This window comes from Acinetobacter sp. SWBY1, assembly GCF_002946595.1.
GTDB lineage: Bacteria > Pseudomonadota > Gammaproteobacteria > Pseudomonadales > Moraxellaceae > Acinetobacter > Acinetobacter towneri.
The window spans coordinates 1,741,129-1,762,875 of the sequence record NZ_CP026616.1; the positions used below are offsets into that span (position 1 = coordinate 1,741,129).

Below are 21,747 nucleotides of genomic sequence, written 5' to 3' on the forward strand. Positions count from 1 at the left end.
TCTAATGAGCGAAAAAATAATCGGGTATTATACCTGAATACGGAGAAAAAATAAGACACCACAAACATCTTGCATGCTTTGTTACAACTCTAGCGATCAGCGGATAAGCACAGGACTTTTTGCCTGCTATATCAAATTTACAGCTATATAATGCAGCATTTTTACACTTTCTTTCATATTTAAAAATGCTAGACTCAAGCCAATTTAACTCACGAAGATGAAGTAAACATGACCTATAAAGACGAAACTTTGGCCATTCATGCAGGCTATAGCCCAGAACCAACCACCAAAGCCGTGGCTGTGCCTATTTACCAAACCACTTCTTATGCCTTTGATAATACGCAACATGGTGCCGATTTATTTGATTTAAAAGTACAAGGCAATATTTACACCCGTATTATGAACCCAACCACTGCAGTATTGGAGCAACGTGTTGCAGCACTTGAAGGCGGGATTGGCGCATTGGCTTTAGCATCGGGTATGGCTGCAATTACCTACGCAATTCAGACCATTACCGAAGCAGGCGATAACATTGCTTCAGTATCAACTTTATACGGCGGTACTTACAACTTATTTGCCCACACCTTGCCTAAACAAGGCATTGAAGTACGTTTCTTCGATTATCAACAGCCTGAAAGCTTACGCGACCTGATTGATGACAAAACCAAACTGGTCTTTGTAGAATCCATTGGTAACCCATTGGGCAATATTATTGACCTTGAAGCGATTGCGAAAATTGCGCACGAATACGGCATTCCAGTGGTGGTGGATAACACTGTAGCCACGCCTGTCTTGCAAAAATCATTTGATTTTGGCGCAGACATCATCATTCACTCACTGACCAAATATATTGGTGGTCACGGTACGTCTATTGGCGGCATTATTGTCGATAGCGGTAAATTCCCTTGGGGCAAATATCCTGAGCGTTTTAAAGCCTTAAATACACCTGACCCAAGTTACCATGGTGTGAACTATGTAGAAGCCTTAGGCGCTGCAGCATTTATTGCACGTGCACGTGTAGTACCACTACGCAATACAGGTGCAGCGATTAGCCCGCATAACGTATTCCTAATTTTACAAGGTTTAGAAACCTTAAGCCTGCGTATGGAACGCCATACTGAAAACGCGCAAAAAGTAGCGGAATATTTACAGGCACATCCAAAAGTGAAATGGGTCAATTACGCAGGTTTGAAAGATCACCCGCAACATGCGTTGGCACAAAAATATGTGAAAGGCAAACCTTCTGCAATTCTGTCTTTTGGTGTGCAAGATGGCCGTGAAGGCGGAACCCGCTTTATTGATGCACTGCAATTATTCACACGCTTGGTCAATATTGGCGATGCCAAGAGTCTGGCTTGCCACCCTGCAACCACCACTCACCGTCAGTTGAGTGCAGATGAACTCAAAGCGGCTGGTGTGAGTGAAGATATGGTGCGTTTATCCATCGGGATTGAACATGCCGATGACTTAATTGCCGATTTAGAGCAAGCTTTAGCAGCCGTATAAAAACTCATCAGTTCAAACTTTGTACTGGCATCCTGCTGATTAATTTTAACAGGATGCTTTTTTATTTTAATTTTTCTTTGTATGTCTTTGCATTAGCTTTATTTCATGATAAAAATAAAGATATACAGCTCACAAAAATAGAGCAATTACTCTAAATTCATTTTTAAATTCAACCACTTATTCCATAGCTTTTTTTGTGCAATCGGCTATCATAAAGCCAAGTAAAACAGTTCAAATTCAGTCTGAAATTTGAATCGTCAATCTCAATAAAAATGACAACTCAGGAATCTAAATCAGGAATATTAGCGTGAAGCCAAAATTAGAGAAACTTTTTCAACAGCGTGTAAATGGTAAAGTTGCCCTTATTACAGGTGCATCGAGTGGTATTGGTTTAACCGTGGCACATAAGCTAGCCGATGCAGGTGCGCATGTGCTTTTGGTGGCACGTACTCAGGAAACGCTCGAACAAGTCAAAGCTGAAATTGAAGCACGTGGTGGCAAGGCTTCAGTTTTCCCTTGTGATCTAAACGATATGGACTCTATTGATGCTGTATCGCAACAAATTCTTGCCTCTGTCGATCATATTGATATTTTAATTAACAACGCAGGCCGCTCAATCCGTCGTGCAGTACATGAGTCGGTTGATCGTTTCCACGACTTTGAACGTACCATGCAGCTCAACTATTTTGGTGCTGTGCGTTTGGTACTCAATATTTTGCCGCAGATGATGCACCGTAAAGATGGTCACATCATCAACATCAGCTCGATTGGTGTATTAGCCAACGCAACGCGTTTCTCGGCTTATGTGGCATCTAAAGCCGCATTGGATGCGTTTAGTCGCTGTCTATCTGCAGAAGCGCATACACACAAAATTGCGATTACTTCGGTGTATATGCCATTGGTTCGTACCCCAATGATCGCACCAACCAAAATTTATAAGTACGTGCCCACCCTTTCACCTGAGCAAGCGGCAGATTTAATTGCTTATGCGATTGTGAAACGTCCGAAGAAAATTGCGACACATTTGGGTCGTTTGGCTTCAATCACTTATGCGATTGCACCAGACATTAACAACAAACTCATGTCGATTGGTTATAACTTATTCCCAAGCTCTACCGCTTCTGTGGGCGAGCAGCAAAAACTGAACTGGGTACAAAAAGCGTATGCGCGCTTGTTCCCAGGTGAACACTGGTAATTTATACACAATTCAAGTTTTGCTTTAGGCGACCTACGGGTCGCCTATTTGTTTTTACAGCTTAGGTTGAACAGCGCACAACAATACAACATCACTTCAACAATTTTTAAATTGTGCAGCCGCAACTTTTCATGTGATTTTAATATTGGTTTAAGAAATAGCATTCAAAATGACATTACAATAATGAAAGGTACAACACATGAAAACTCTGTATCTGTTTAAGCTATTTTGTTTTTCTGCTGCGGGCTTAAGTTTTTATCACTTATATACTGAGCTTACGCGCAATCATGTAGACACATTTCAAGTGATGACACTGACAGGCCTGGTGGTCTTGTTAGTCGAATTGGGCTATCGCAGCCAACTTGCCGTGTCCATGTCGCATTCATCTGGTGCGATGTCCGAAGTTTCTGCCTCTTCTAATTACAGTTATTTCATGTCTAAATTGGCAGCAGGCAGTATTGCCACAAGTTTTGTTCTGCAAGGCTTAATCCGTTAATTGCTTATTTAAGATCCACAATCTCAACCATAACAAAACATTCAATTGCACCGCATTTTTATGCTATAACACAGCTGTTTTAAGTATTTTGAATGGATTATGCGAGCACTGGCCCTCATTTTACAGTATGGCTGTTTTGCCTTTGCCTTGTTTCTGAGTTATCAGGTTGCAACGGCGCTTTATCAGCAAGAATATGAACTTTTAGAGGTTGTTGCCGATGTCGGCACGATTTTAATTTGTATTGATTTGGGCGTATTTTTATTTAGCAGCAAAGCCTCACAAGGTTTAAATCTTCAGGAATATGCTCGCCAACTTGAAGCACCACCGTCAAAACTAGTCGCAGTGACTCGTAAACTTGGACATTTGGGAATCATGCTGATTTTGGTGAGTTGGATTGTACCGTTGATTTAAAATCCATCAAAAAATCTGTATATAAAAATGTTCCTGCAAAACAAAAAGCTCCCGAATTTCGGGAGCTTTTTGTTAGAGCAATTCAAAATTACTTCGAACCTTTAATCCCTGCTTGTAACAACAATGCACCTAAACCACCAATTTTATTTTCTTGTGGTTTAGCGGCTTGTGGTTTTTTCGCTTGTGGACGCTCAGTCTGAGGACGTGACTGCTGTGGACGTTTCGCTTGTGGCTTACGCTCTGTACGCTGTTCTTGATCACGACGTGGTGCACGCGCTGCTTTTGCAGGTGCAGCCGAACCTTCAGGACGCATCGATAAATTCACACGGTTACGCTCTACATCAACCTGCAACACACGCACTTGAACAATTTGACCTGGTTTCACCACTTTATGCGGATCAGCCACAAATTCATTGGCCAACTCAGAAATATGCACCAAACCATCCTGATGTACGCCCACATCCACGAAAGCACCAAAGTTGGTCACGTTGGTTACAACACCTTCAAGCTGCATGCCTTCAGTCAACTGCGCCACTTCAGTAATATCTTCACGGAATTTAGCCGTACGGAATTCAGGACGAGGGTCACGACCTGGTTTTTCCAATTCAGACAAAACATCCTGAATCGTTGGTAAACCGACTTGCTCATCTACAAATTCTTCCGCATTCACCGAACGAATAATTTCAGTATTGCCAATGATGTCTTTGACTGTGGTTGCTTTCGCTGCAACGATTTTTTCCACTAAACCATAAGATTCTGGGTGAACAGCAGAGGCATCTAAAGGCTCAGAACCGGCTTGAATACGCAAGAAACCTGCTGCTTGTTCAAAGGTACGTTCGCCTAAACGCGGTACGTTTTTCAAAGCTTGGCGATTGTCAAAACGGCCATGTTCTTTACGGTATTCAACAATTTGCTGTGCAATGGCTTTATTCAAACCTGCGATATAACCCAAAATTGCTGAAGATGCCGTGTTGACATCGACACCGACCGAGTTCACACAGTCTTCTACCACAGCTTCTAAGGTTTTTGCTAAACCTGCCTGATTCACGTCATGTTGATACTGACCCACACCGATTGATTTTGGATCAATTTTTACCAACTCTGCCAATGGGTCTTGCAAACGACGTGCAATCGACACTGCACCACGAATCGACACATCTAGTTCTGGCAACTCTTGCGATGCCAATTCAGAAGCTGAATACACAGATGCACCCGCTTCAGATACAGACACACGTGTTAATTTCAAGTCACTGTGCGCCGCCATCATTTCTGCCACAACCGCTTCAGTTTCACGGCTTGCAGTCCCGTTACCAATCGCGATTAAATCAACATTGTGCTCACGGCATAAACGAGCAAGTTCTTCAATCGCGCCTGCTTTGTCTTCTTTAGGTGCAAATGGATAAACCGTGCTATGTGCAACCACATCGCCAGATTGGTTCACCACAGCCAGTTTGACACCTGTACGGATGCCAGGGTCTACGCCCAGCGTACAACGCGCACCTGCAGGTGCAGAAAGCAATAAATGACGCAAGTTTTCTGCAAAGACATCCATCGCTTCAGCTTCAGCAGCCAAACGCTTTTCAGTCAATAATGAATGTTCGATTTGTGGACGCACTTTGCCCAACCAGAACAATTTTGCCGTTTGCTTTAAAAAGTCCTGACGTGCTTGCGGCTGAATCTGATCTAAATTGTATTCAGTTTCAATACGTGCCAAAGGCGCACTGTCTTCACCATCAACTTTTAAGCCCAAGACGTTTTCTTGGCGACCACGCAACATCGCCAATAGACGATGTGATGGTACTTTGTTGAGGTTTTCTGAAAAATCGAAGTAATCACGGAATTTTTTGCCCACTTCTTTTTTCTCTTCAGAAGCAACCAAGCTTTTTAATACCGCTGTTTTGGCAAAAATTTCTTTTAATTCTGTGGTTAAGGCAATATTTTGTGCCCATTCATCAATCAGAATGTGTTGTACCGCATCTAGCTGACTGTCTGCATCAGGATAGTCTGCATGACTAAAGCCTGCTAAAGCTTCGCTTGGCTCAACCTGTTCTGCAAAAATTTGCGCTGCAATTGGGCCTAAACCTGCTTCTTTAGCTTTAAACGATTTACTGGTGCGTTTTGGACGGTAAGGCGCGTAAATTTCTTCTAAAGCATTTTTGGTTTCAGCAGCGTTAACCCGTGCCAATAAATCATCAGATAATTTATCTTGTTCTTTGAGTGATTCTATTACTTTTTCGCGACGCTCATATAAATCACGTAAATACGATAAACGTGTATCGAGCTGACGTAGCTGCGTGTCATCTAAACCTTGCGTCACTTCTTTACGGTAACGTGCAATAAATGGAACGCTAGCACCTTCATCAATAAGTTTGATGGCAGCTTCTACTTGATTTGGTCGTACGGCAAGTTCTTTTGCTAACTGCTGAACTAAGTCAGTCATCGTGTGTGATCCTACAAGGATAAGTACTAAAAGCCATGATTATAAAGGCCAAGACTATAAAATCCACAATTGTTTTATGAATTTTATAAATGGTGGTTTTTTGGCGATTTTTGCCAATTCGGCTAAATTTTATAAATCTAAATAAAATTCAGGCTTATGTTAGACTCAAACGGACAAATATGTCAGTTTTTCGCATGGGAATGCTGTATATATTTGGTATCTATGTCTTGATTTTATCTGCAATATTTGTTGCTTTAGAGCATAGGCAATAGATACCAATGAATCGTATACTCAAAGCCAACTCAACTTTTTGTTTACGATGACAATAAAGAATAAAGGAGCACATCATGAGTTTAGTTGTACCTGCTGAAAAAACAGATGCCGTACACAGCGAAACTGACCGCGTTGAACGCATTCTCGTTGTCGATGATGATGTGCGTTTACGTACCCTGTTACAGCGTTTCTTGGAAGATAAGGGCTTTGTGGTCAAAACTGCCCACGATGCGACACAAATGGATCGTTTGTTACAGCGTGAACTGTTCTCTTTAATCGTGCTTGATTTTATGCTGCCTGTTGAAGATGGTTTAAGTATTTGCCGTCGTTTACGTCAATCTAACATCGACACGCCAATTATTATGCTGACGGCTCGCGGCAGTGACTCTGACCGTATTGCAGGACTTGAAGCAGGTGCAGATGATTATTTACCAAAACCGTTTAATCCAAATGAGCTGTTAGCGCGTATTCGTGCTGTATTGCGTCGTCAAGTGCGCGAGGTACCAGGTGCACCAAGTCAGCAAATGGAAGTGGTTGGTTTTGGCCCATGGTCACTAGATTTATCGACCCGTACTTTGACACGTGAAGGTCAGGTCGTGACCCTAACTACAGGTGAATTTGCAGTACTCAAAGCGTTGGTACAACATCCTCGTGAGCCTTTAACCCGTGACAAGTTAATGAATTTGGCGCGTGGTCGTGAATGGGGTGCGATGGAGCGTTCGATTGATGTTCAGGTTTCACGTTTACGTCGTTTAATTGAAGAAAACCCTGCCCGTGCACGTTATATTCAAACGGTTTGGGGTGTCGGTTATGTATTTGTTCCAGATGGTGCGGAATAAGTTGAAAATGATGTGAGGCTTCAGCCTCACATCTTCATGCAATGATCAACATTTATGCACACCGATCATTGTGCTAGATTTAAAGAACAGACATTCCAATAACAAGTATATTCATCATAAAATTTCACTTACTAAATTCGCTTTACAACCTCTGCCACAGGACAAGATGTGAAACTCGAACCCATCGACCCACAAGAATTTACCGACTATGTGGCGTATTCTGAAAAGAAACGTACCCGCTGGGAGCGTTTTCTGGACAAAATCAAACCACGCTCTGCAGCCATGCGCACCACGGTACTGGTGGTTTTTGTGGTGTTGTTTAGCCTGTTTATGTCGTTGTGGTTCTTTTGGCGCACCTTGTATTTACCTGAAATTCAACAACACGCCCGCTATTTAGCGGTTGAACTGGAAATTTTAAACAATCCAGATTTGCGCATTTTTCACAATGAAGCCGAAGTCGATGTCGATGCGTGGCTTAAAAATCGGGTCGGCATTGAATATGTAACCGATCCACGTGAGTTTCCTAATGTACGGGAAAAAGTCATTGCAGAGTTTTTTACCCAACAAATAGAAAAGAAACTGGCAACTGAATTAAAAATGCAGGATGTCACGGTCTATTTCCAGTTCAAACCAAGCCCGCGTATTTGGATTCAAACCCCAGAAATGAATGGCAACTGGGTACGTGAACCCCTTAAAACCTATGCCAACTACAGCCCTGAATTGGTCTTTGGCTGGCTTTTGGGTATTCCACTGTTAGCTGCAGCAATTATTTTAACTCTAGTACGTCAGCTGAATCGTCCTTTGCGTCGTCTGCAAAATGCCGCCAATAGCTACAGTAAAACAGGCAAAGCACCTTATTTGGAAACCAATCACGGTCCGCAGGAAATTCGTGAGGTCAACCAAGCCTTTAATCACATGATTTATACCTTGGAACAGACTGAACGTGACCGTCGTATCATGTTGGCAGGTATTTCACACGACCTGCGCACGCCACTGACACGGATTCGTTTAAGTGCCGAAATGATGCCCGATGATGATTTTTTAAAAGAAGGCTTAATTTACGATGTAGAAGATATGGATGCGATTTTAAATCAATTCATTTCTTATATGCGTGATGGTTCCGATGAAGAATTACAAGAAACCGATTTAAATGTTTTGCTGCAGGAATTGATTATTCAATTTAAACCGTTGGATATTCGCTTTAACGCACAAGAATTACCTTTAATTCAGGCGCGCAGTTTGTCGCTGAAACGTCTGATTGGCAACCTGATTAATAACTCGAAACGCTATGGTGCAGAGCCAATTGAGTTGTCTGCAGAAGTGCTGGATGAACACATTCGGATTAGCGTGGCAGACAACGGTACAGGCATTCCAGAAGACCAAATTGCCGATTTAATGCAGCCTTTTGTACGCGGCAATGAAGCACGTACTGTACAAGGCAGTGGCTTAGGTTTGGCAATTGTAAAACGTATTGTCGATATTCATCAGGGCGAGCTCACCATTCAAAACCGTGAACACGGTGGTCTTGAAGCCATCATTACCCTGCCGTTACAACCTGAAATCGTTGAAGAAAAAAATAATGTTGGCACGCTGGAAAAAATCAAACAAAGTTTGAGTGAACACTTCTAAACGGCTGACGCTTTTGATCTCTATCTGGCTTGCTATATACCAATTTCAGACCAACAGCAAATCGGATGGACGATCAAAGTAAAAAATTCAGATGGTGCATATCAAAATTGTATAAAAATATATCAAACAAATTGTAATATTTACCTTTTGATATATAAATAAACGATTAAATTCAATTATTTATGTATTATTTTATATTTTTATACCACCATTTAGGCAAAAAATTAGACCTTAGCCTAACACCTATGCAAAATACCTTTTTTGATCGGTACAATCGGTATCAGTCTAGTATTTTACGAGAGTTCGCCATGTCTTTAGATCGCATCCGTTTAGCCTCCCTCCACGACAAAGTAATCAGCGCAGAACAAGCTGCTGAATTCGTTCAAGATGGTATGACCGTAGGTATGAGTGGCTTTACTCGTGCGGGTGAAGCAAAAGCTGTTCCACTTGCATTGGTGGCACGCGCTAAAACCAACCCTTTAAAAATTGACTTAATTACTGGCGCAAGTCTTGGTAATGATTTAGACAAGCAATTGACTGAAGCAGGTGTTTTGGCTCGTCGTATGCCGTTCCAAGTAGACAACACCTTGCGTAAAGCAATTAACCAAGGTCAAGTTATGTTCATTGACCAACACTTGTCTGAAACTGTTGAGCAAATGCGTAACAACACGCTAAAACGCCCAGACATCGCGATTGTTGAAGCAGTTGCAATTACTGAAGACAGCTTAATTATTCCAACAACTTCTGTAGGTAACTCTGCAAGCTTTGTTGAATATGCAGATAAAGTCATTATCGAAATCAACACCACTGTAAGCACAGAATTTGAAGGCCTACACGACATTTATATTCCTGAAGCACGTCCAACACGTGGCCCAGTGCCATTAACTCACGTTGAACAACGTATTGGAACCAAAGGTATTCAGTTAGACCCTGCAAAAGTTGTGGGTATTGTATTTAACGATACCTTGCTTGACTCTCCATCTAACGTGACCGATCCAGATGACGAAACTCAAGCCATTGCAGATCACTTGATCGCATTCTTTGAAAACGAAGTAGCACAAGGTCGTTTACCGAAAAACTTGGCACCTTTACAAGCAGGTATCGGTTCAATTGCAAATGCAGTATTAACAGGCTTCAAACACTCTAACTTTGAAGACTTGGTGATGTACTCAGAAGTACTCCAAGACTGTACGTTTGAATTGATTGATGCAGGCAAAATGAAGTTCGCTTCTGGCTGTTCAATGACTTTGTCTGAAAAATGTGGCGATCGCGTATTTGGTAATCTTGCACACTACAAAGACAAATTCATTTTACGTCCACAAGAAATCTCTAACTTCCCTGAGTTAGTACGTCGTTTAGGCATCATTGGCATTAACACTGCACTTGAGTTTGATATTTACGGTAACGTGAACTCAACCCACGTATGCGGTACCAAAATGATGAACGGTATTGGTGGTTCAGGTGACTTCGCGCGTAACGCACACTTGGCGATTTTCGTGACTAAATCAATTGCGAAAGGCGGTGACATTTCATCTATCGTTCCAATGGCTGCGCACGTAGACCACAACGAACACGACGTTGACATTTTGGTTACTGAGCAAGGTTTAGCAGATTTACGCGGTCTTGCACCACGTGAACGCGCTCGTGCGATTATCGACAACTGTGTACACCCAATGTACCGCAATGCATTGAATGATTACTTTGAGCGTGCATGTGCAAAAGGTGGTCACACTCCTCACCTACTTCGTGAAGCATTATCTTGGCATGCAAACTTCGAAGAACACGGTCACATGTTGACTCCTGCACAACAAGAATCTGCGCAACCAGCATAATTCGCGTGCAATAAAAAAACGCCCTGATTTTTCAGGGCGTTTTTTTATGTCTTAAGTTTTTATGTCTTAGATTGTCACAAGGTCATTTGCGACAACGCACTCCATTTTACTCAAATGCCAAAGCTTTAAATTCATCTATAAAATGCTGTCCTAACTGACGCAAACCATCCACACTGAGTGTGGTTTCAATCACACCTAAAGACACGACATCACGTTGAATTTGCAGCACGGTTTGACCTTGCGGGTTGATATAAAAACGAGAACCCAAAGTTGCAAATTTGCTTGCTAAGTCTAGGTTTTGTTCAGCTCGAACTTGATTCACCACATCTTGCGCGGTAAAGCGGTATTGATCATGCAGCAAATTTAAGCTGTTGGATTGCCCATATTCTGCACTTAATGCACAATCATCCAAGACCTGTAAAGGCTGATCAAGATTGGCAAAAGCAGTCGCAGGGAGACTCTGCGCAAGACTGAATAAAATAGGGAGAGAAAATTTTAACATTGGACACCTCGCACATAGGTAAATTACACCTGTGGAGAAACATCCTTTTTTCACCAACTTATATTTTAAGTTCAAAAATCACTCAATACATTGACTTTTTATACCAAACGACCTAAACGCAGCAACACGGGGAACTGAATACCAAACACCTGAGTAGGCTGCTGCCGTAACAATTGCTGTAGTTCAAGCAAAGGCGTTTCTGTATGCTGCTTTAAATAATGCTGCAGCCCCGACCAAGTATTTAAATAATCCAACAACTGAGCTGCCGACCAACGATATTTCAGGCAAAGTTCGGGTGTCACGATTTCTTGAAATGGGAAAGGAATCGTGCGATATAAGTCATCAATATAACGACGTTCAGCATCCCAACAACCTTTTAAGGTCTGAAAATACAAGCGTTGAATTGCGGTATTCACCTCAGGATCTACAGCTTGAATCAGACCGTAGCCCACCGCAGCAAACACACCACTGGGTTTTAGCACCCGATGCACTTCGGCATAAAAGGCATCAAACTTGAACCAGTGAATCGCTTGTGCAACGGTAATTAAATCCACACTCGCATCTGCCAATCCGCTGTCTTGCGCCAAGCAGGTACGATAACTCACATTTGCCCACTGCGGTGCCAAATCCAACTGTGCTTGACTTAAATCTGTGGCTAAAATCTGCTGAAAATGTGGTACCAATAACTGGGTAAACTGCCCCGAACCGGCACCATTCCCTGACCATGATCGCTTGATTTTAATTCAGCTTGTTTAATACGTATTGTGGACTTTAGATGAAGATGCAAAGCGGGTTTGAATACAAGATTTTATTTTAGACATAAAAAATTTTGCGCATAAAAAAGCCCCAAACATTGTTTGAGGCTTTTTGAATATGGTGGCGAGACCCAGGATCGAACTGGGGACACACGGATTTTCAATCCGTTGCTCTACCGACTGAGCTATCACGCCAATGCCGTGTATTAAGCCGTATCTCGGCTGAATAGTCAATAAAAATCATCACTTTTTTATTTGATCGCATAAATTTTATGCAAAAAAAATCCCTGATGGGATCAGGGATTGAAAACGTTTAACCGTTTTGAATATGGTGGCGAGACCCAGGATCGAACTGGGGACACACGGATTTTCAATCCGTTGCTCTACCGACTGAGCTATCACGCCAATGACGCGTATTAAACAGTTTCAGCTGTAAATCGTCAATAGTCTTTTTCGCTTTTCAGTGCAAATGTTTACTTTTACAGCAACCTCATTCTATTTCTGCTGAAATATCACCCAAAAATTTAAAAATGAGTTCTTTTCCAATTAAATTTTGACAAACTTCCGATACGCGAATGTGGGGCACGGATGCCCCACGTTACCCATCACGACAAGGATGTCGTGTATGGGTAACAAAAGACTTTTGCCTACTTTGGGTCTTGCCAAAGTAGGAAGATGCCTACGCAAAGCTATTTAAACCTTAGCTAAAAATTGTGGCTGTGCAAGCACAAAAAACAATATAGGATTTAGATAAACTTCTTTCACAAATCCGATTAAAACCATACTTCAATCCCCCATCATCCTCTTACGGAAGATATTCCTCATCCCTGAGCCATATATGGCGCAAGAGAAGGGATTTTCGATACTAATTTAATTTTGACCTATACGGATAAACTGAAAAGACAGACACAACGTCAGCTTTTTAAAAACTCACAACTTACCCAAATGCGCCAAACAACGATGAATCGCACCACAACCCGGCTGAAAGTGCTGCACACCTTTGGCTTCTTCCATACGGCACACCTCACTCACCAAACGATCTGCCACACCTCGACCACGGTTTGCAGGATGCACCACAATATATTCAAGCGTACGATGATCATCTTGCCCTGTGCACCAAATCGCACCAATCACTTTAGTATTAAATTCTGCCGTGTAAAGTAGGGTATACTGAGCCAAGTTCTGCTCAAGTTGGCTTACCGCATCTTGCCCATCGCCAAATTCAGGGCTGGTATCATACAGTCGCTCAAGCTGGCTGCGCACTTCGGTATTTTCCAGTGAAGTATAGGCATGTACGGTAATAGGCATTGATTAACCCTCCTGAGCAATCTAATATGCTGAGACTTCGTCACAGCGAAAACATTTTACATCAATCATTTTTGACGTTTTTTGAGGAACGTGTCTATGACCCAACGTATCAGTGAAGTGGTGAGAAATACCAACGAAACTAAAATTCGAGTTCGTGTGAATCTGGACGGTACGGGTCAAGGCACACTCAACACTGGAGTTCCATTTTTAGACCATATGATTGATCAAATCAAGCGACACGGTTTGTTTGATATTGATATTCATTGTGATGGCGACTTGGAAATTGATGATCACCACACTGTAGAAGACTGTGGTATCACGCTTGGACAAGCTTTTGCTCAAGCTTTGGGCGATAAAAAAGGTTTACGACGCTACGGTCACTTTTACGCACCACTTGATGAATCTTTAAGCCGTGTGATTGTCGATTTATCGGGTCGTCCGGGTTTATTTATGGATATTCCATTTACCCGCGCACGTATTGGTACTTTTGATGTGGATTTATTCTCAGAATTCTTCCAAGGCTTTGTCAACCATGCATTAATGACACTGCACATCGACAACCTCAAAGGTAAAAACAGCCACCACCAAATTGAAAGCGTATTTAAAGCATTTGCACGTGCTTTACGCATGGCATGTGAAGTCGATCCGCGTGCTGAAAATACAGTGGCATCAACCAAAGGAACACTCTAATGACCCGAATTGCCCTTCTTGACTATGGCATGGGAAATTTACACTCTGCAGCGAAAGCTTTAGAGCATGTGGGTGCAACGGTAGATGTGACCAATGACCCAAAACTGATTGCACAAGCCGATAAAATTGTGTTTCCAGGTGTGGGTGCCATGCGTGACTGTATGCAAGGCATGCATGAAGCAGGAATTGATGAGGTAGTACGCAACGCAGTCTTTAATAAGCCTGTACTCGCTATTTGTGTGGGTATGCAGGCCTTGATGCAACGTTCTGAAGAAAATGGCGGTGCAGATGCGCTTGGTATTTTTGCAGGTACTGTTAAACGCTTTCCAGAAGTGGAAGGTTTAAAAGTACCGCACATGGGTTGGAATCAGGTACATCAACATGACCCGAGCCACCCAATGTGGAACAACATTGAACAAGACGCGCGTTTCTACTTCGTGCACAGTTTCTATGTTGAACCACAAGATGACAGCATTGTGGCTGCAACCTGTGATTATGGTCTGACCTTCTGTACTGCACTGCATCAAGATAACTTGTTTGCAACGCAGTTCCACCCTGAAAAGAGCCATACTGCGGGCTTACAGCTACTTAAAAATTTTGTGGAATGGAAAATTTAAGTTTTTCAAAGCACTGAATTTTTTCTAAAGCCGAGTGAATCTCGGCTTTATTTTTGCGTGAATGTTTTTCACTTTTCATCTGCTATTTTATTGTTTAAAATTAGCACGTTTTTTATACCTTTAATTCAAAAAAATTTTAACTCAATTTAAAAACCAAGGAATTACAACAATGAGTCAATATGTAGAAGATTCTGCACTGAGTGCAACGGGGCGTTTTGGTCGCATGTCTTTTTTAGCTTGGAACTGCTTACTCAGTTTCGCACTGACCCTACTTATTTTAGTCATTGCAATTATTGCACCTAATCTTTTGGTCGATCTAAGCTCAGGCTCTATGGGCATTGGCATGATCTTACTTGTTATTATTTATATCGTTGCATTCTACTTTAGCTTTATTTTTACCATCCGCCGCCTACATGACCGCAATCATACGGGTTGGTTGTCTTTGCTGATTTTAGTGCCTGTGGTCAATATTATTCTGGGTTTATATCTGATCTTTGCCCCGGGCGATGACCGTCAGAATAGCTATGGTGCGCCACGTCCAACCGCAGGTTGGGAAAAAGTACTGGCTTGGATTTTCATTGTCCTGATTATTTTGGCAATCCTTGGCGGCTTATTTTCTGGCTTTATGGCATAACAGCCTAAATCATACCCATTTGAAGTTTAAGAATAGTCCACACCGCTTGGGCTATTTTTTTAACTTTTAAAATTTTCAAGCAAAGAGATATTTCAATATTTTAGACTTTGCCAAATTCTGCAAAATTCTTTAGGCTAAAACGGCTTCTTTACCGCTTTGAATATTATGGATCAAACCCGTTTGCGCACCCTGCCAAGCCCTGAGCAAATTCAACAATTACCACGCTTTGAAAATCTGCCCCGCACGCAGATTATGCTGATTCAAACGCTGGAACAATTCCTTGAAGTGGAAGCAGAATTAAAAACCGCAGCCGTTTTGGGTTTTGACTCCGAATCCAAACCCACCTTTAATGTTGGTGAAGTGTCTACGGGCCCGCATTTAATTCAACTGGCAACGCTAGAAAAAGCCTATTTATTTCAGGTTAATGCCGATATTTGGCAATTTTTACAACCGATTTTTGCCAATCGGGATCAAATTAAAGTCGGTTTTGGACTTAAAAATGATGCCCATCTATTTCGTAAAAAAGGCATGCAGTTGAATAGCGTGATTGAATTATCCAAGTGTTTTGGCAGTTTTGGCTTTAAAAGTCCATTGGGGCTCAAAAATGCCATGGCCCTGTTATTTCATGTGAATTTTCCCAAAAGTAAAAGCATCAGCACCTCAAACTGGGCACGTCAATCACTTAGCGAAGCGCAAATTGCCTATGCCGCAGCCGATGCCTACGCACCTGTATTGGTATTTGAAGAATTAGGGCGTTTAGGTTTATTGCCCGATCACATTCCCAACAGCTCACTCAAATTGCGGATTCGCCCATCTAAAACAAAACCTGCAACAGATGCTTAGAGATTTAACAATACTTTGTTAAGATGCACAGATTGAATTCAATAAGTTTTTGGCAAGGAGCGAAAGCATGCTGATCATCCCTGCAATTGACCTGAAAGATGGCAAGTGTGTTCGTTTAAAACAAGGTCGTATGGAAGATGATACTGTATTTTCTGACGATCCAGTGGCGACTGCACAGCACTGGGTAAATGAAGGCGCGCGTCGCTTGCATTTAGTCGATTTAAACGGTGCTTTCGCAGGTACGCCAATCCATAAACCTGTGGTCGAAGCCATTGCAAAATCACAACCTGAGCTTCCAATTCAAATTGGTGGTGGTATTCGTTCACTCGAAACCATTGAACACTATTTAGATGCTGGCGTGTCTTTTGTGATTATTGGCACTAAAGCCGTGCAAGAGCCTGCTTTTGTAGAAGAAGCATGCAAAAAGTTTGCAGGACACATTATTGTCGGAATTGACGCCATGAATGGCATGGTAGCAACCGATGGCTGGGCCAACGTGACTGACGTCAAAGCGACTGATTTAGCCAAACGTTTTGCCGATGCAGGTGTATCTAGCATTGTTTATACCGATATTGCCCGTGATGGCATGATGCAAGGTGTGAACGTAGAACAAACCGTAAACTTGGCGCAATATTCAGGCTTACCCGTGATTGCTTCTGGCGGTGTGACCAATTTAGATGACGTACGCAATCTAAAAGGGCAGCCTGGCATTTTAGGTGCGATTACAGGTCGTGCAATTTACGAAGGCACGTTAAGCCTGCGTGAGGCACAGTTGCTTTTAGATGAGCAATCTTTGTAATTCTGCCGCGTATTTTTAAAGAGGTCTGCGGACCTCTTTTTTATTTTGATTTTATTTTACTCATTTTGAGTTTTCTTCATCTCCCACTGGTTCTATGTCTCAGCTTTCACCAATGCTTCGCAGTAAAGCCCCGCAACTGGCGCTCATTTTGATTACCCTAATTTGGGGTGCAACCTTCATTACCGTGCAATACGGTTTGAACTTCAGCAGCCCAGTACTGTTTGTAGGCTTACGTTTTGCCGCAGCCACGTTGGCCGTGGGGCTGATTTCATGGCGAAGCTTACGTGGTTTTAGCATCGATGAACTCTATGCAGGCTTTGCCATAGGCGCAGTCATTGCGCTAGGTTATGTCACTCAAACCATTGGCTTACAAAGTATCAGCAGTAGCGAATCGGCCTTTTTAACGGCGCTGTATGTCCCGCTTGTACCGCTATTGCTGTGGTTATGCTTTGATCAACGTCCGCATGTCATGACTTGGTTGGGTGCTATTTTGGCATTTGTAGGCTTGGTCTTTTTAACAGGCAATGGCTTAGGCGCAATTCAGTTAAGTTTTGGACAAGCCATTACTTTAATCGGTTCAATTGCGATTGCCTTTGAAATTATTTTAATTAGCTATTTTGCCAATCGGGTCAATTTAAAGCGCGTTACCCTCATCCAACTGGGTTGTGCATCGTTATTGTGTTTTGCGATTGCACCATGGGTTGGAGAAACTCAATTGCCCGAATTTCAGTGGTCACTCCTTGCTGTTTTGCTCGGCTTAGGCATTGCCAGTGCCGTGATTCAATTGGTGATGAACTGGGCGCAACGACAAGTAGACCCTGCGCAAGCTGCTATTATTTATGCAGGTGAGCCTGTTTGGGCCGCATTGATTGGACGTTTGGCAGGCGAGCGCTTGGCAGTTCTGGCGTTGTTCGGTGGACTACTGGTGGTTTTAGGCGTGCTGGTCAGCGAATGGCGACCAAAATTTTTAAAACGAAACACATCATCCCAAAAAGTTGAATGAACAGCATCTAGGCAAGATCGCTCAAAACATCTTAAAAAGACGAACGAACGTGAATTTAATGATACATCGGTAAATTATCATTCACGCGAATTAAACCGCGTATAGCACGGTAAACAATCCATAACCACGAAATAGCAACCACTGCGATACAGAAAAGTGTCGCAGCCAAAGTCATACTGGCAAAGCTTTGCGCATCTGGACTAAAGAACACCAAAAAGAACGGCACAAAGGCCACAATATTCCAAAACAGATACCACCAGAAGCTGCGAATTTGCCAAGTAAAATGACTGGCAAAAATTGAACCTTGTACATCACTACGTTTTAAATAGTTGATGATTAAGGCAATCACGGCCAATATCCCCGCAGAAAAAATCGCCACGATATACAGCACATATAAAATCATGGTCAATGAACGATGTGGGTCTTGATCTACTGAATATGAATGCTCTGCGTCTGACATAATGCACCTGATAAGCCTGTTACTGGAACAATATTCCCAATTAGATGTTAAGCTGATTCAACGGAGAAATCATCCATAAAATCAGAAAGATATTTAAGCCTATCGTACAAAAATAAATCTTACCAAAGGGTTGTTTTTGTGTTTTATGGCGTAATTTTTGTTGTGCTAACCATGCTGCAGGCCAACCCCCTAAAAAAGCCACAATATGCAAGTTATTTTCAGGAATACGACGTCCACCCTGCTGTGCAGCTTCTTTATCTTGTGCATACAGCCAATAACTCAGCGCATTCATCAAACTGATGAATAATAACAACATGCCGCTGAGCAATCCCAACAGCGTCAGCAAAGCCAAAGCAACAATATAAGCCACACATAATATTTGCATCGGCTGCATTTTTTGCGTGATGTTGGATGTTTTCGCACTCACAGCAGATGCCTTTGCCGCCTTGGTCTGCGAAGCTTTTAAATACACCGCTTGCTGCGCTCGGTAACGTCCACGCTCATCCACAGTCACGGTATATTCTAAGGCACAGCCCACAATTGGACGTGGACCTTGTCGGGCGAAGTCCTTAATGTGTAAAAACACGCGATCTTTTTGGTGGTCATTCGGCTGAATAAACCCATAACCCTGCTCATCAAACCATTCGACTAAACGCCCTTGATCACGCATGTTCTATATCCCTCAAGCTGTCACAAACTTTAAGCGTTCAATCAGCATATTCCGCATTTCATCTGGATTTTTCTGCAAAATATCTGCGCCTGTCCGCCCTTCTGCCGCATTTTTAGCAGCCACCTGCAAACGCATTAACCAAAAACGTCCTGCCGCCATTGCCAAATACAGTTCCAAACAGGCTTTTTCGTCTTGGGTTAAAGGACGCACCGTTTCGTAGGCATTTAAAAATGCAATCGCCTTACTTTCATTTAAGCTCAGCTCAGGAAAATCGGTACAAAAATCATTCAGCGTAATCGCGATATCAAACAGCAATTCATCTTGATTTAATTCATAAAAATCTAAAATGCCTTGCAACTGATCATCTACAAACAAGGTATTGTCACGGAATAAATCCGAGTGAATAAAACCTTTAGGACGCTGCGGATAGACTGCGGTTAAGGCTTCATACAAGCCCAAAAGTTTGGACAGTAAGGCTTGATCGGCCACATGCATGCTTGGTTTTAATTGGCGTGCGACCCCTGCCCAATAAGCGTGATCACGTACATGATCGCGCTGCAAAGGAAAATTTTGTAAGGCCACATGCATTTTGGCTTGTGCAATCGCAATCGCTTCCACTTGCGCCACTGTTGCCAGTGTCGGATGCTGCCCAATTAAACGCGGTGCAATTTGTGCAGGTTTTTCTTTTAATTGGTGAATGGCTTGTCCCGAATAGGATAAAGGCACTGCCACAGGCAAACCCGCTTGCCCCAAATGCTGTAATACAGGAATTAATTCGCCTGCCGCTTGCTGATCTAATTCTTCAAAAATGGTCAGCACGTACTCGTTTTGATTGTCGCAACGCAAAAAATAATTGGTATTTTGAATCCCCCCTTGAATGGGAATCAGCTCGACCACCTCCAATCCATAAGGCGCTGCAAAGACCTGAACTTCCTTTAAAGTCAAAGGAGTATAAACCGACATAGAAAACCTGCAAAAAACCTGAGCTAAGTTTGATAGAATACCCGCTCCATCTGCCAAGGTGTAGCGCTTGTGTGGGTGAGTTTCATAATCGGCTGTAATAATTGGAAAAATTTATGCTAGCGAAACGTATTATTCCTTGCCTAGACGTAGATAATGGTCGCGTGGTTAAGGGCGTGCAATTCCTTGATATTCGTGATGCGGGCGACCCTGTCGAAGTGGCGCGTCGTTATAATGAACAAGGTGCCGATGAAATCACCTTTTTAGACATTACCGCTACCCATCATGGTCGTGATACCACTTATCGTACCGTAGAACGTATGGCAGAAACCGTGTTCGTGCCCCTCACCGTTGGTGGTGGCGTGCGTAAGGTTGAGGACATCCGCCTGTTACTTAACGCAGGTGCAGATAAAGTCAGCATTAACTCTGCAGCCGTCTTTAACCCTGAATTTGTGCAAGAAGCCTCACAGCGTTTTGGCGCGCAATGTATTGTAGTTGCCATTGATGCGAAAAAAACGGGTGATAACAAATGGGAAATTTTCACCCACGGTGGTCGTAAACCAACAGGTATTGATGCCATTGAATGGGCAGTGAAAATGGCAGACTACGGCGCAGGCGAGCTATTGGTCACTTCAATGGATGCCGATGGTACCAAGGCAGGCTATGACTTGGCGCTCATGCGTGCCATCAATGACCGTGTAACTGTACCCACCATTGCGTCTGGCGGTGTAGGTAATTTACAGCACTTGGCAGATGGTATTTTAAAAGGCGGTGCAGATGCGGTACTAGCTGCCTCAATTTTCCACTTTGGTCAGCACACTATTCCAGAAGCCAAACAATATTTGGCAGCGCAAGGCATTGAAATGCGTTTGTAATTTCTAAAACAAAACTGTTTTAGACTTTAATTTTTGAGCTTTAAAAGTGTAATCTTCGGGTTACACTTTTTTATTTAGCCCCCAAAAAAGGCAGAAAAAAAGAGTCCGAATGCCACTACTGTCCCATATTTCGCTTTAAGAACCCCTTGTGTTCCATAGATACCCGTCAATATTGAGCTGACGTTTTCCTTATCTGGATGAGCCAAAGTTCAGGACTCAAAAAGCCAGCATGAAATTCAGTAAAGGATTGAATCACAGTCATCATACTCATAAGCTTATTGCAGTTGAAAATGGTGAAGAAAATGACAGGGTACAAGGCTGTAAATTCCAGTTTCCCTCTGGGAGCCTTTGGTATAAAGGGATAGAATCTGGCTATCCATTCGCGTGATAGCCTTGCGAAGTCGTGCTTCTCTTTCTTTTTAAACAGCTGTGACTGAAGTGTGTCATCACGATCTCCTGGTGTCGTGATCTGAATCTCACCATCATCCGTAAGGTCTTACTTGAATGACCATTGCGAGCATTAGAACCGCGCTTACGAGCTTTCTTTCATGTCCGAGGTGTAGGGTAAGTCTGGCATTGAGAGCCGCTAAAATAGTCAGTTTAGTCAACAATCGGCTGAATGGATTTAGATCATCTTCTGTTTTTATGGATTTAGCAAATTCTGCTATAAGGTCATTTAATTTTTGTTCTTCCAACATGATGCCTGACTTCGTTGTGACTATGAACATATAAAATTCAATCAATTACGCAATTTTATTTACAATCTCGTCTTCGACAAACTCACTATGATTCACTGTATGTTCTTAGTTTCTTGGCAAGAAATGCGATCAATGTCTGGTTATTTGTAGTCATAAAATTGAGTCGCCTGTTTTTTAAAGGGGATTGAATTAAGGCTTATAGGATGAATTCGTAAGATTGTGTTCAGCGAACGCTTACGCTTTAGTTACCGCTATGCTGAAGTGGCTGAATAAATTGCCCCTTTAAATATAAACAGCCCTCAATAGAGAGCT

At 42.5% G+C, this 21,747-nt stretch carries 21 protein-coding genes, 2 tRNA genes and 1 pseudogene; 14 read left to right on the top strand and 10 right to left on the bottom strand.

Annotated features, from left to right (window positions below):
• The first annotated feature begins 228 nt into the window (after window positions 1-228).
• The 4 genes from C3Y93_RS08370 (at window position 229) to C3Y93_RS08385 (ending at window position 3,608) form a co-directional block, all read left to right on the top strand.
• Window positions 229-1,506: an O-acetylhomoserine aminocarboxypropyltransferase/cysteine synthase family protein gene (locus C3Y93_RS08370; RefSeq protein ID WP_004974425.1), complete on the top strand. Its 1,278-nt coding sequence runs from the start codon at window positions 229-231 to the stop codon at window positions 1,504-1,506.
• 307 nt (window positions 1,507-1,813) lie between these two features.
• Window positions 1,814-2,701, top strand: a complete 888-nt coding sequence (locus tag C3Y93_RS08375) for an SDR family NAD(P)-dependent oxidoreductase (RefSeq protein WP_004974423.1) — start codon at window positions 1,814-1,816, stop codon at window positions 2,699-2,701.
• Window positions 2,702-2,900: 199 nt separating this feature from the next.
• Window positions 2,901-3,197: a hypothetical protein gene (locus C3Y93_RS08380; RefSeq protein WP_004974421.1), complete on the top strand. Its 297-nt coding sequence runs from the start codon at window positions 2,901-2,903 to the stop codon at window positions 3,195-3,197.
• 99 nt (window positions 3,198-3,296) lie between these two features.
• On the top strand, window positions 3,297-3,608 hold the full coding sequence (locus C3Y93_RS08385) for a hypothetical protein (RefSeq protein WP_019838218.1): 312 nt from the start codon (window positions 3,297-3,299) through the stop codon (window positions 3,606-3,608).
• Window positions 3,609-3,696: 88 nt separating this feature from the next.
• On the opposite strand, the gene C3Y93_RS08390 is transcribed toward C3Y93_RS08385, so the two are convergent.
• Complete coding sequence (locus C3Y93_RS08390; protein WP_096901295.1) at window positions 3,697-6,048, bottom strand: Tex family protein; 2,352 nt, start codon at window positions 6,046-6,048, stop codon at window positions 3,697-3,699.
• 347 nt (window positions 6,049-6,395) lie between these two features.
• Between C3Y93_RS08390 and ompR the strand changes: the two genes are divergently transcribed.
• The 3 genes from ompR to C3Y93_RS08405 all read left to right on the top strand — a co-directional run bounded on the left by ompR (window position 6,396) and on the right by C3Y93_RS08405 (window position 10,621).
• On the top strand, window positions 6,396-7,160 hold the full coding sequence (gene ompR, locus C3Y93_RS08395) for a two-component system response regulator OmpR (RefSeq protein WP_104852661.1): 765 nt from the start codon (window positions 6,396-6,398) through the stop codon (window positions 7,158-7,160).
• Between the two features lie 168 nt (window positions 7,161-7,328).
• A complete protein-coding gene (locus C3Y93_RS08400; RefSeq protein WP_004974413.1) occupies window positions 7,329-8,789 on the top strand; it encodes an ATP-binding protein in 1,461 nt (486 codons plus the stop codon).
• A gap of 308 nt (window positions 8,790-9,097) precedes the next feature.
• Window positions 9,098-10,621: an acetyl-CoA hydrolase/transferase family protein gene (locus tag C3Y93_RS08405; protein ID WP_004974412.1), complete on the top strand. Its 1,524-nt coding sequence runs from the start codon at window positions 9,098-9,100 to the stop codon at window positions 10,619-10,621.
• Between the two features lie 106 nt (window positions 10,622-10,727).
• On the opposite strand, the gene C3Y93_RS08410 is transcribed toward C3Y93_RS08405, so the two are convergent.
• The 5 genes from C3Y93_RS08410 to C3Y93_RS08430 all read right to left on the bottom strand — a co-directional run bounded on the left by C3Y93_RS08410 (window position 10,728) and on the right by C3Y93_RS08430 (window position 13,186).
• Window positions 10,728-11,123 carry a hypothetical protein gene (locus C3Y93_RS08410; protein ID WP_104852662.1) on the bottom strand — a complete coding sequence of 132 codons (396 nt, stop codon included), beginning with the start codon at window positions 11,121-11,123 and terminating at the stop codon, window positions 10,728-10,730.
• 98 nt (window positions 11,124-11,221) lie between these two features.
• Window positions 11,222-11,806, bottom strand: coding sequence for a class I SAM-dependent methyltransferase (locus C3Y93_RS08415; RefSeq protein ID WP_265735103.1), 585 nt, complete (start codon window positions 11,804-11,806; stop codon window positions 11,222-11,224).
• Window positions 11,807-11,997: 191 nt separating this feature from the next.
• A tRNA-Phe gene (locus C3Y93_RS08420) sits at window positions 11,998-12,073 on the bottom strand.
• A gap of 134 nt (window positions 12,074-12,207) precedes the next feature.
• Window positions 12,208-12,283, bottom strand: a tRNA-Phe gene (locus C3Y93_RS08425).
• A 525-nt stretch (window positions 12,284-12,808) separates the two neighbouring features.
• Window positions 12,809-13,186, bottom strand: coding sequence for a GNAT family N-acetyltransferase (locus tag C3Y93_RS08430; RefSeq protein ID WP_096902643.1), 378 nt, complete (start codon window positions 13,184-13,186; stop codon window positions 12,809-12,811).
• A gap of 96 nt (window positions 13,187-13,282) precedes the next feature.
• On the opposite strand from C3Y93_RS08430, the gene hisB reads away from it, so the two are divergent.
• The 6 genes from hisB to C3Y93_RS08460 all read left to right on the top strand — a co-directional run bounded on the left by hisB (window position 13,283) and on the right by C3Y93_RS08460 (window position 17,772).
• Window positions 13,283-13,876: an imidazoleglycerol-phosphate dehydratase HisB gene (gene hisB / locus C3Y93_RS08435; RefSeq protein ID WP_096902642.1), complete on the top strand. Its 594-nt coding sequence runs from the start codon at window positions 13,283-13,285 to the stop codon at window positions 13,874-13,876.
• Entirely contained in the window at window positions 13,876-14,493 is a 618-nt protein-coding gene (gene hisH / locus C3Y93_RS08440; RefSeq protein WP_104852663.1) for an imidazole glycerol phosphate synthase subunit HisH, read from the top strand. Before hisB ends, hisH begins: the two co-directional genes overlap by 1 nt.
• A 169-nt stretch (window positions 14,494-14,662) precedes the next feature.
• On the top strand, window positions 14,663-15,127 hold the full coding sequence (locus C3Y93_RS08445; RefSeq protein WP_104852664.1) for a DUF805 domain-containing protein: 465 nt from the start codon (window positions 14,663-14,665) through the stop codon (window positions 15,125-15,127).
• 165 nt (window positions 15,128-15,292) lie between these two features.
• Complete coding sequence (locus C3Y93_RS08450; RefSeq protein WP_104852665.1) at window positions 15,293-15,970, top strand: exonuclease; 678 nt, start codon at window positions 15,293-15,295, stop codon at window positions 15,968-15,970.
• Between the two features lie 67 nt (window positions 15,971-16,037).
• A complete protein-coding gene (hisA, locus tag C3Y93_RS08455) occupies window positions 16,038-16,769 on the top strand; it encodes a 1-(5-phosphoribosyl)-5-[(5-phosphoribosylamino)methylideneamino]imidazole-4-carboxamide isomerase (RefSeq protein WP_104852666.1) in 732 nt (243 codons plus the stop codon).
• A 94-nt stretch (window positions 16,770-16,863) separates the two neighbouring features.
• Complete coding sequence (locus C3Y93_RS08460; protein WP_104852667.1) at window positions 16,864-17,772, top strand: DMT family transporter; 909 nt, start codon at window positions 16,864-16,866, stop codon at window positions 17,770-17,772.
• A 55-nt stretch (window positions 17,773-17,827) separates the two neighbouring features.
• Here the strand turns inward: C3Y93_RS08460 and C3Y93_RS08465 are convergent, their stop codons facing one another.
• The 3 genes from C3Y93_RS08465 to C3Y93_RS08475 are packed head-to-tail and all read right to left on the bottom strand — an operon-like array spanning window position 17,828 to window position 19,865.
• Window positions 17,828-18,232, bottom strand: coding sequence for a DUF4870 family protein (locus C3Y93_RS08465; protein ID WP_004974391.1), 405 nt, complete (start codon window positions 18,230-18,232; stop codon window positions 17,828-17,830).
• A gap of 40 nt (window positions 18,233-18,272) precedes the next feature.
• Window positions 18,273-18,902, bottom strand: a complete 630-nt coding sequence (locus tag C3Y93_RS08470; RefSeq protein ID WP_096902640.1) for a DUF1294 domain-containing protein — start codon at window positions 18,900-18,902, stop codon at window positions 18,273-18,275.
• A gap of 12 nt (window positions 18,903-18,914) precedes the next feature.
• Window positions 18,915-19,865 carry a homoserine kinase gene (locus C3Y93_RS08475; RefSeq protein WP_104852668.1) on the bottom strand — a complete coding sequence of 317 codons (951 nt, stop codon included), beginning with the start codon at window positions 19,863-19,865 and terminating at the stop codon, window positions 18,915-18,917.
• A gap of 113 nt (window positions 19,866-19,978) precedes the next feature.
• On the opposite strand from C3Y93_RS08475, the gene hisF reads away from it, so the two are divergent.
• Window positions 19,979-20,737, top strand: a complete 759-nt coding sequence (gene hisF, locus C3Y93_RS08480) for an imidazole glycerol phosphate synthase subunit HisF (RefSeq protein ID WP_004974384.1) — start codon at window positions 19,979-19,981, stop codon at window positions 20,735-20,737.
• A 344-nt stretch (window positions 20,738-21,081) separates the two neighbouring features.
• Here hisF and C3Y93_RS08485 read toward each other — a convergent pair.
• Window positions 21,082-21,432, bottom strand: a pseudogene (locus C3Y93_RS08485) (transposase); the annotation flags it as partial.
• Window positions 21,433-21,747 lie beyond the last annotated feature (315 nt).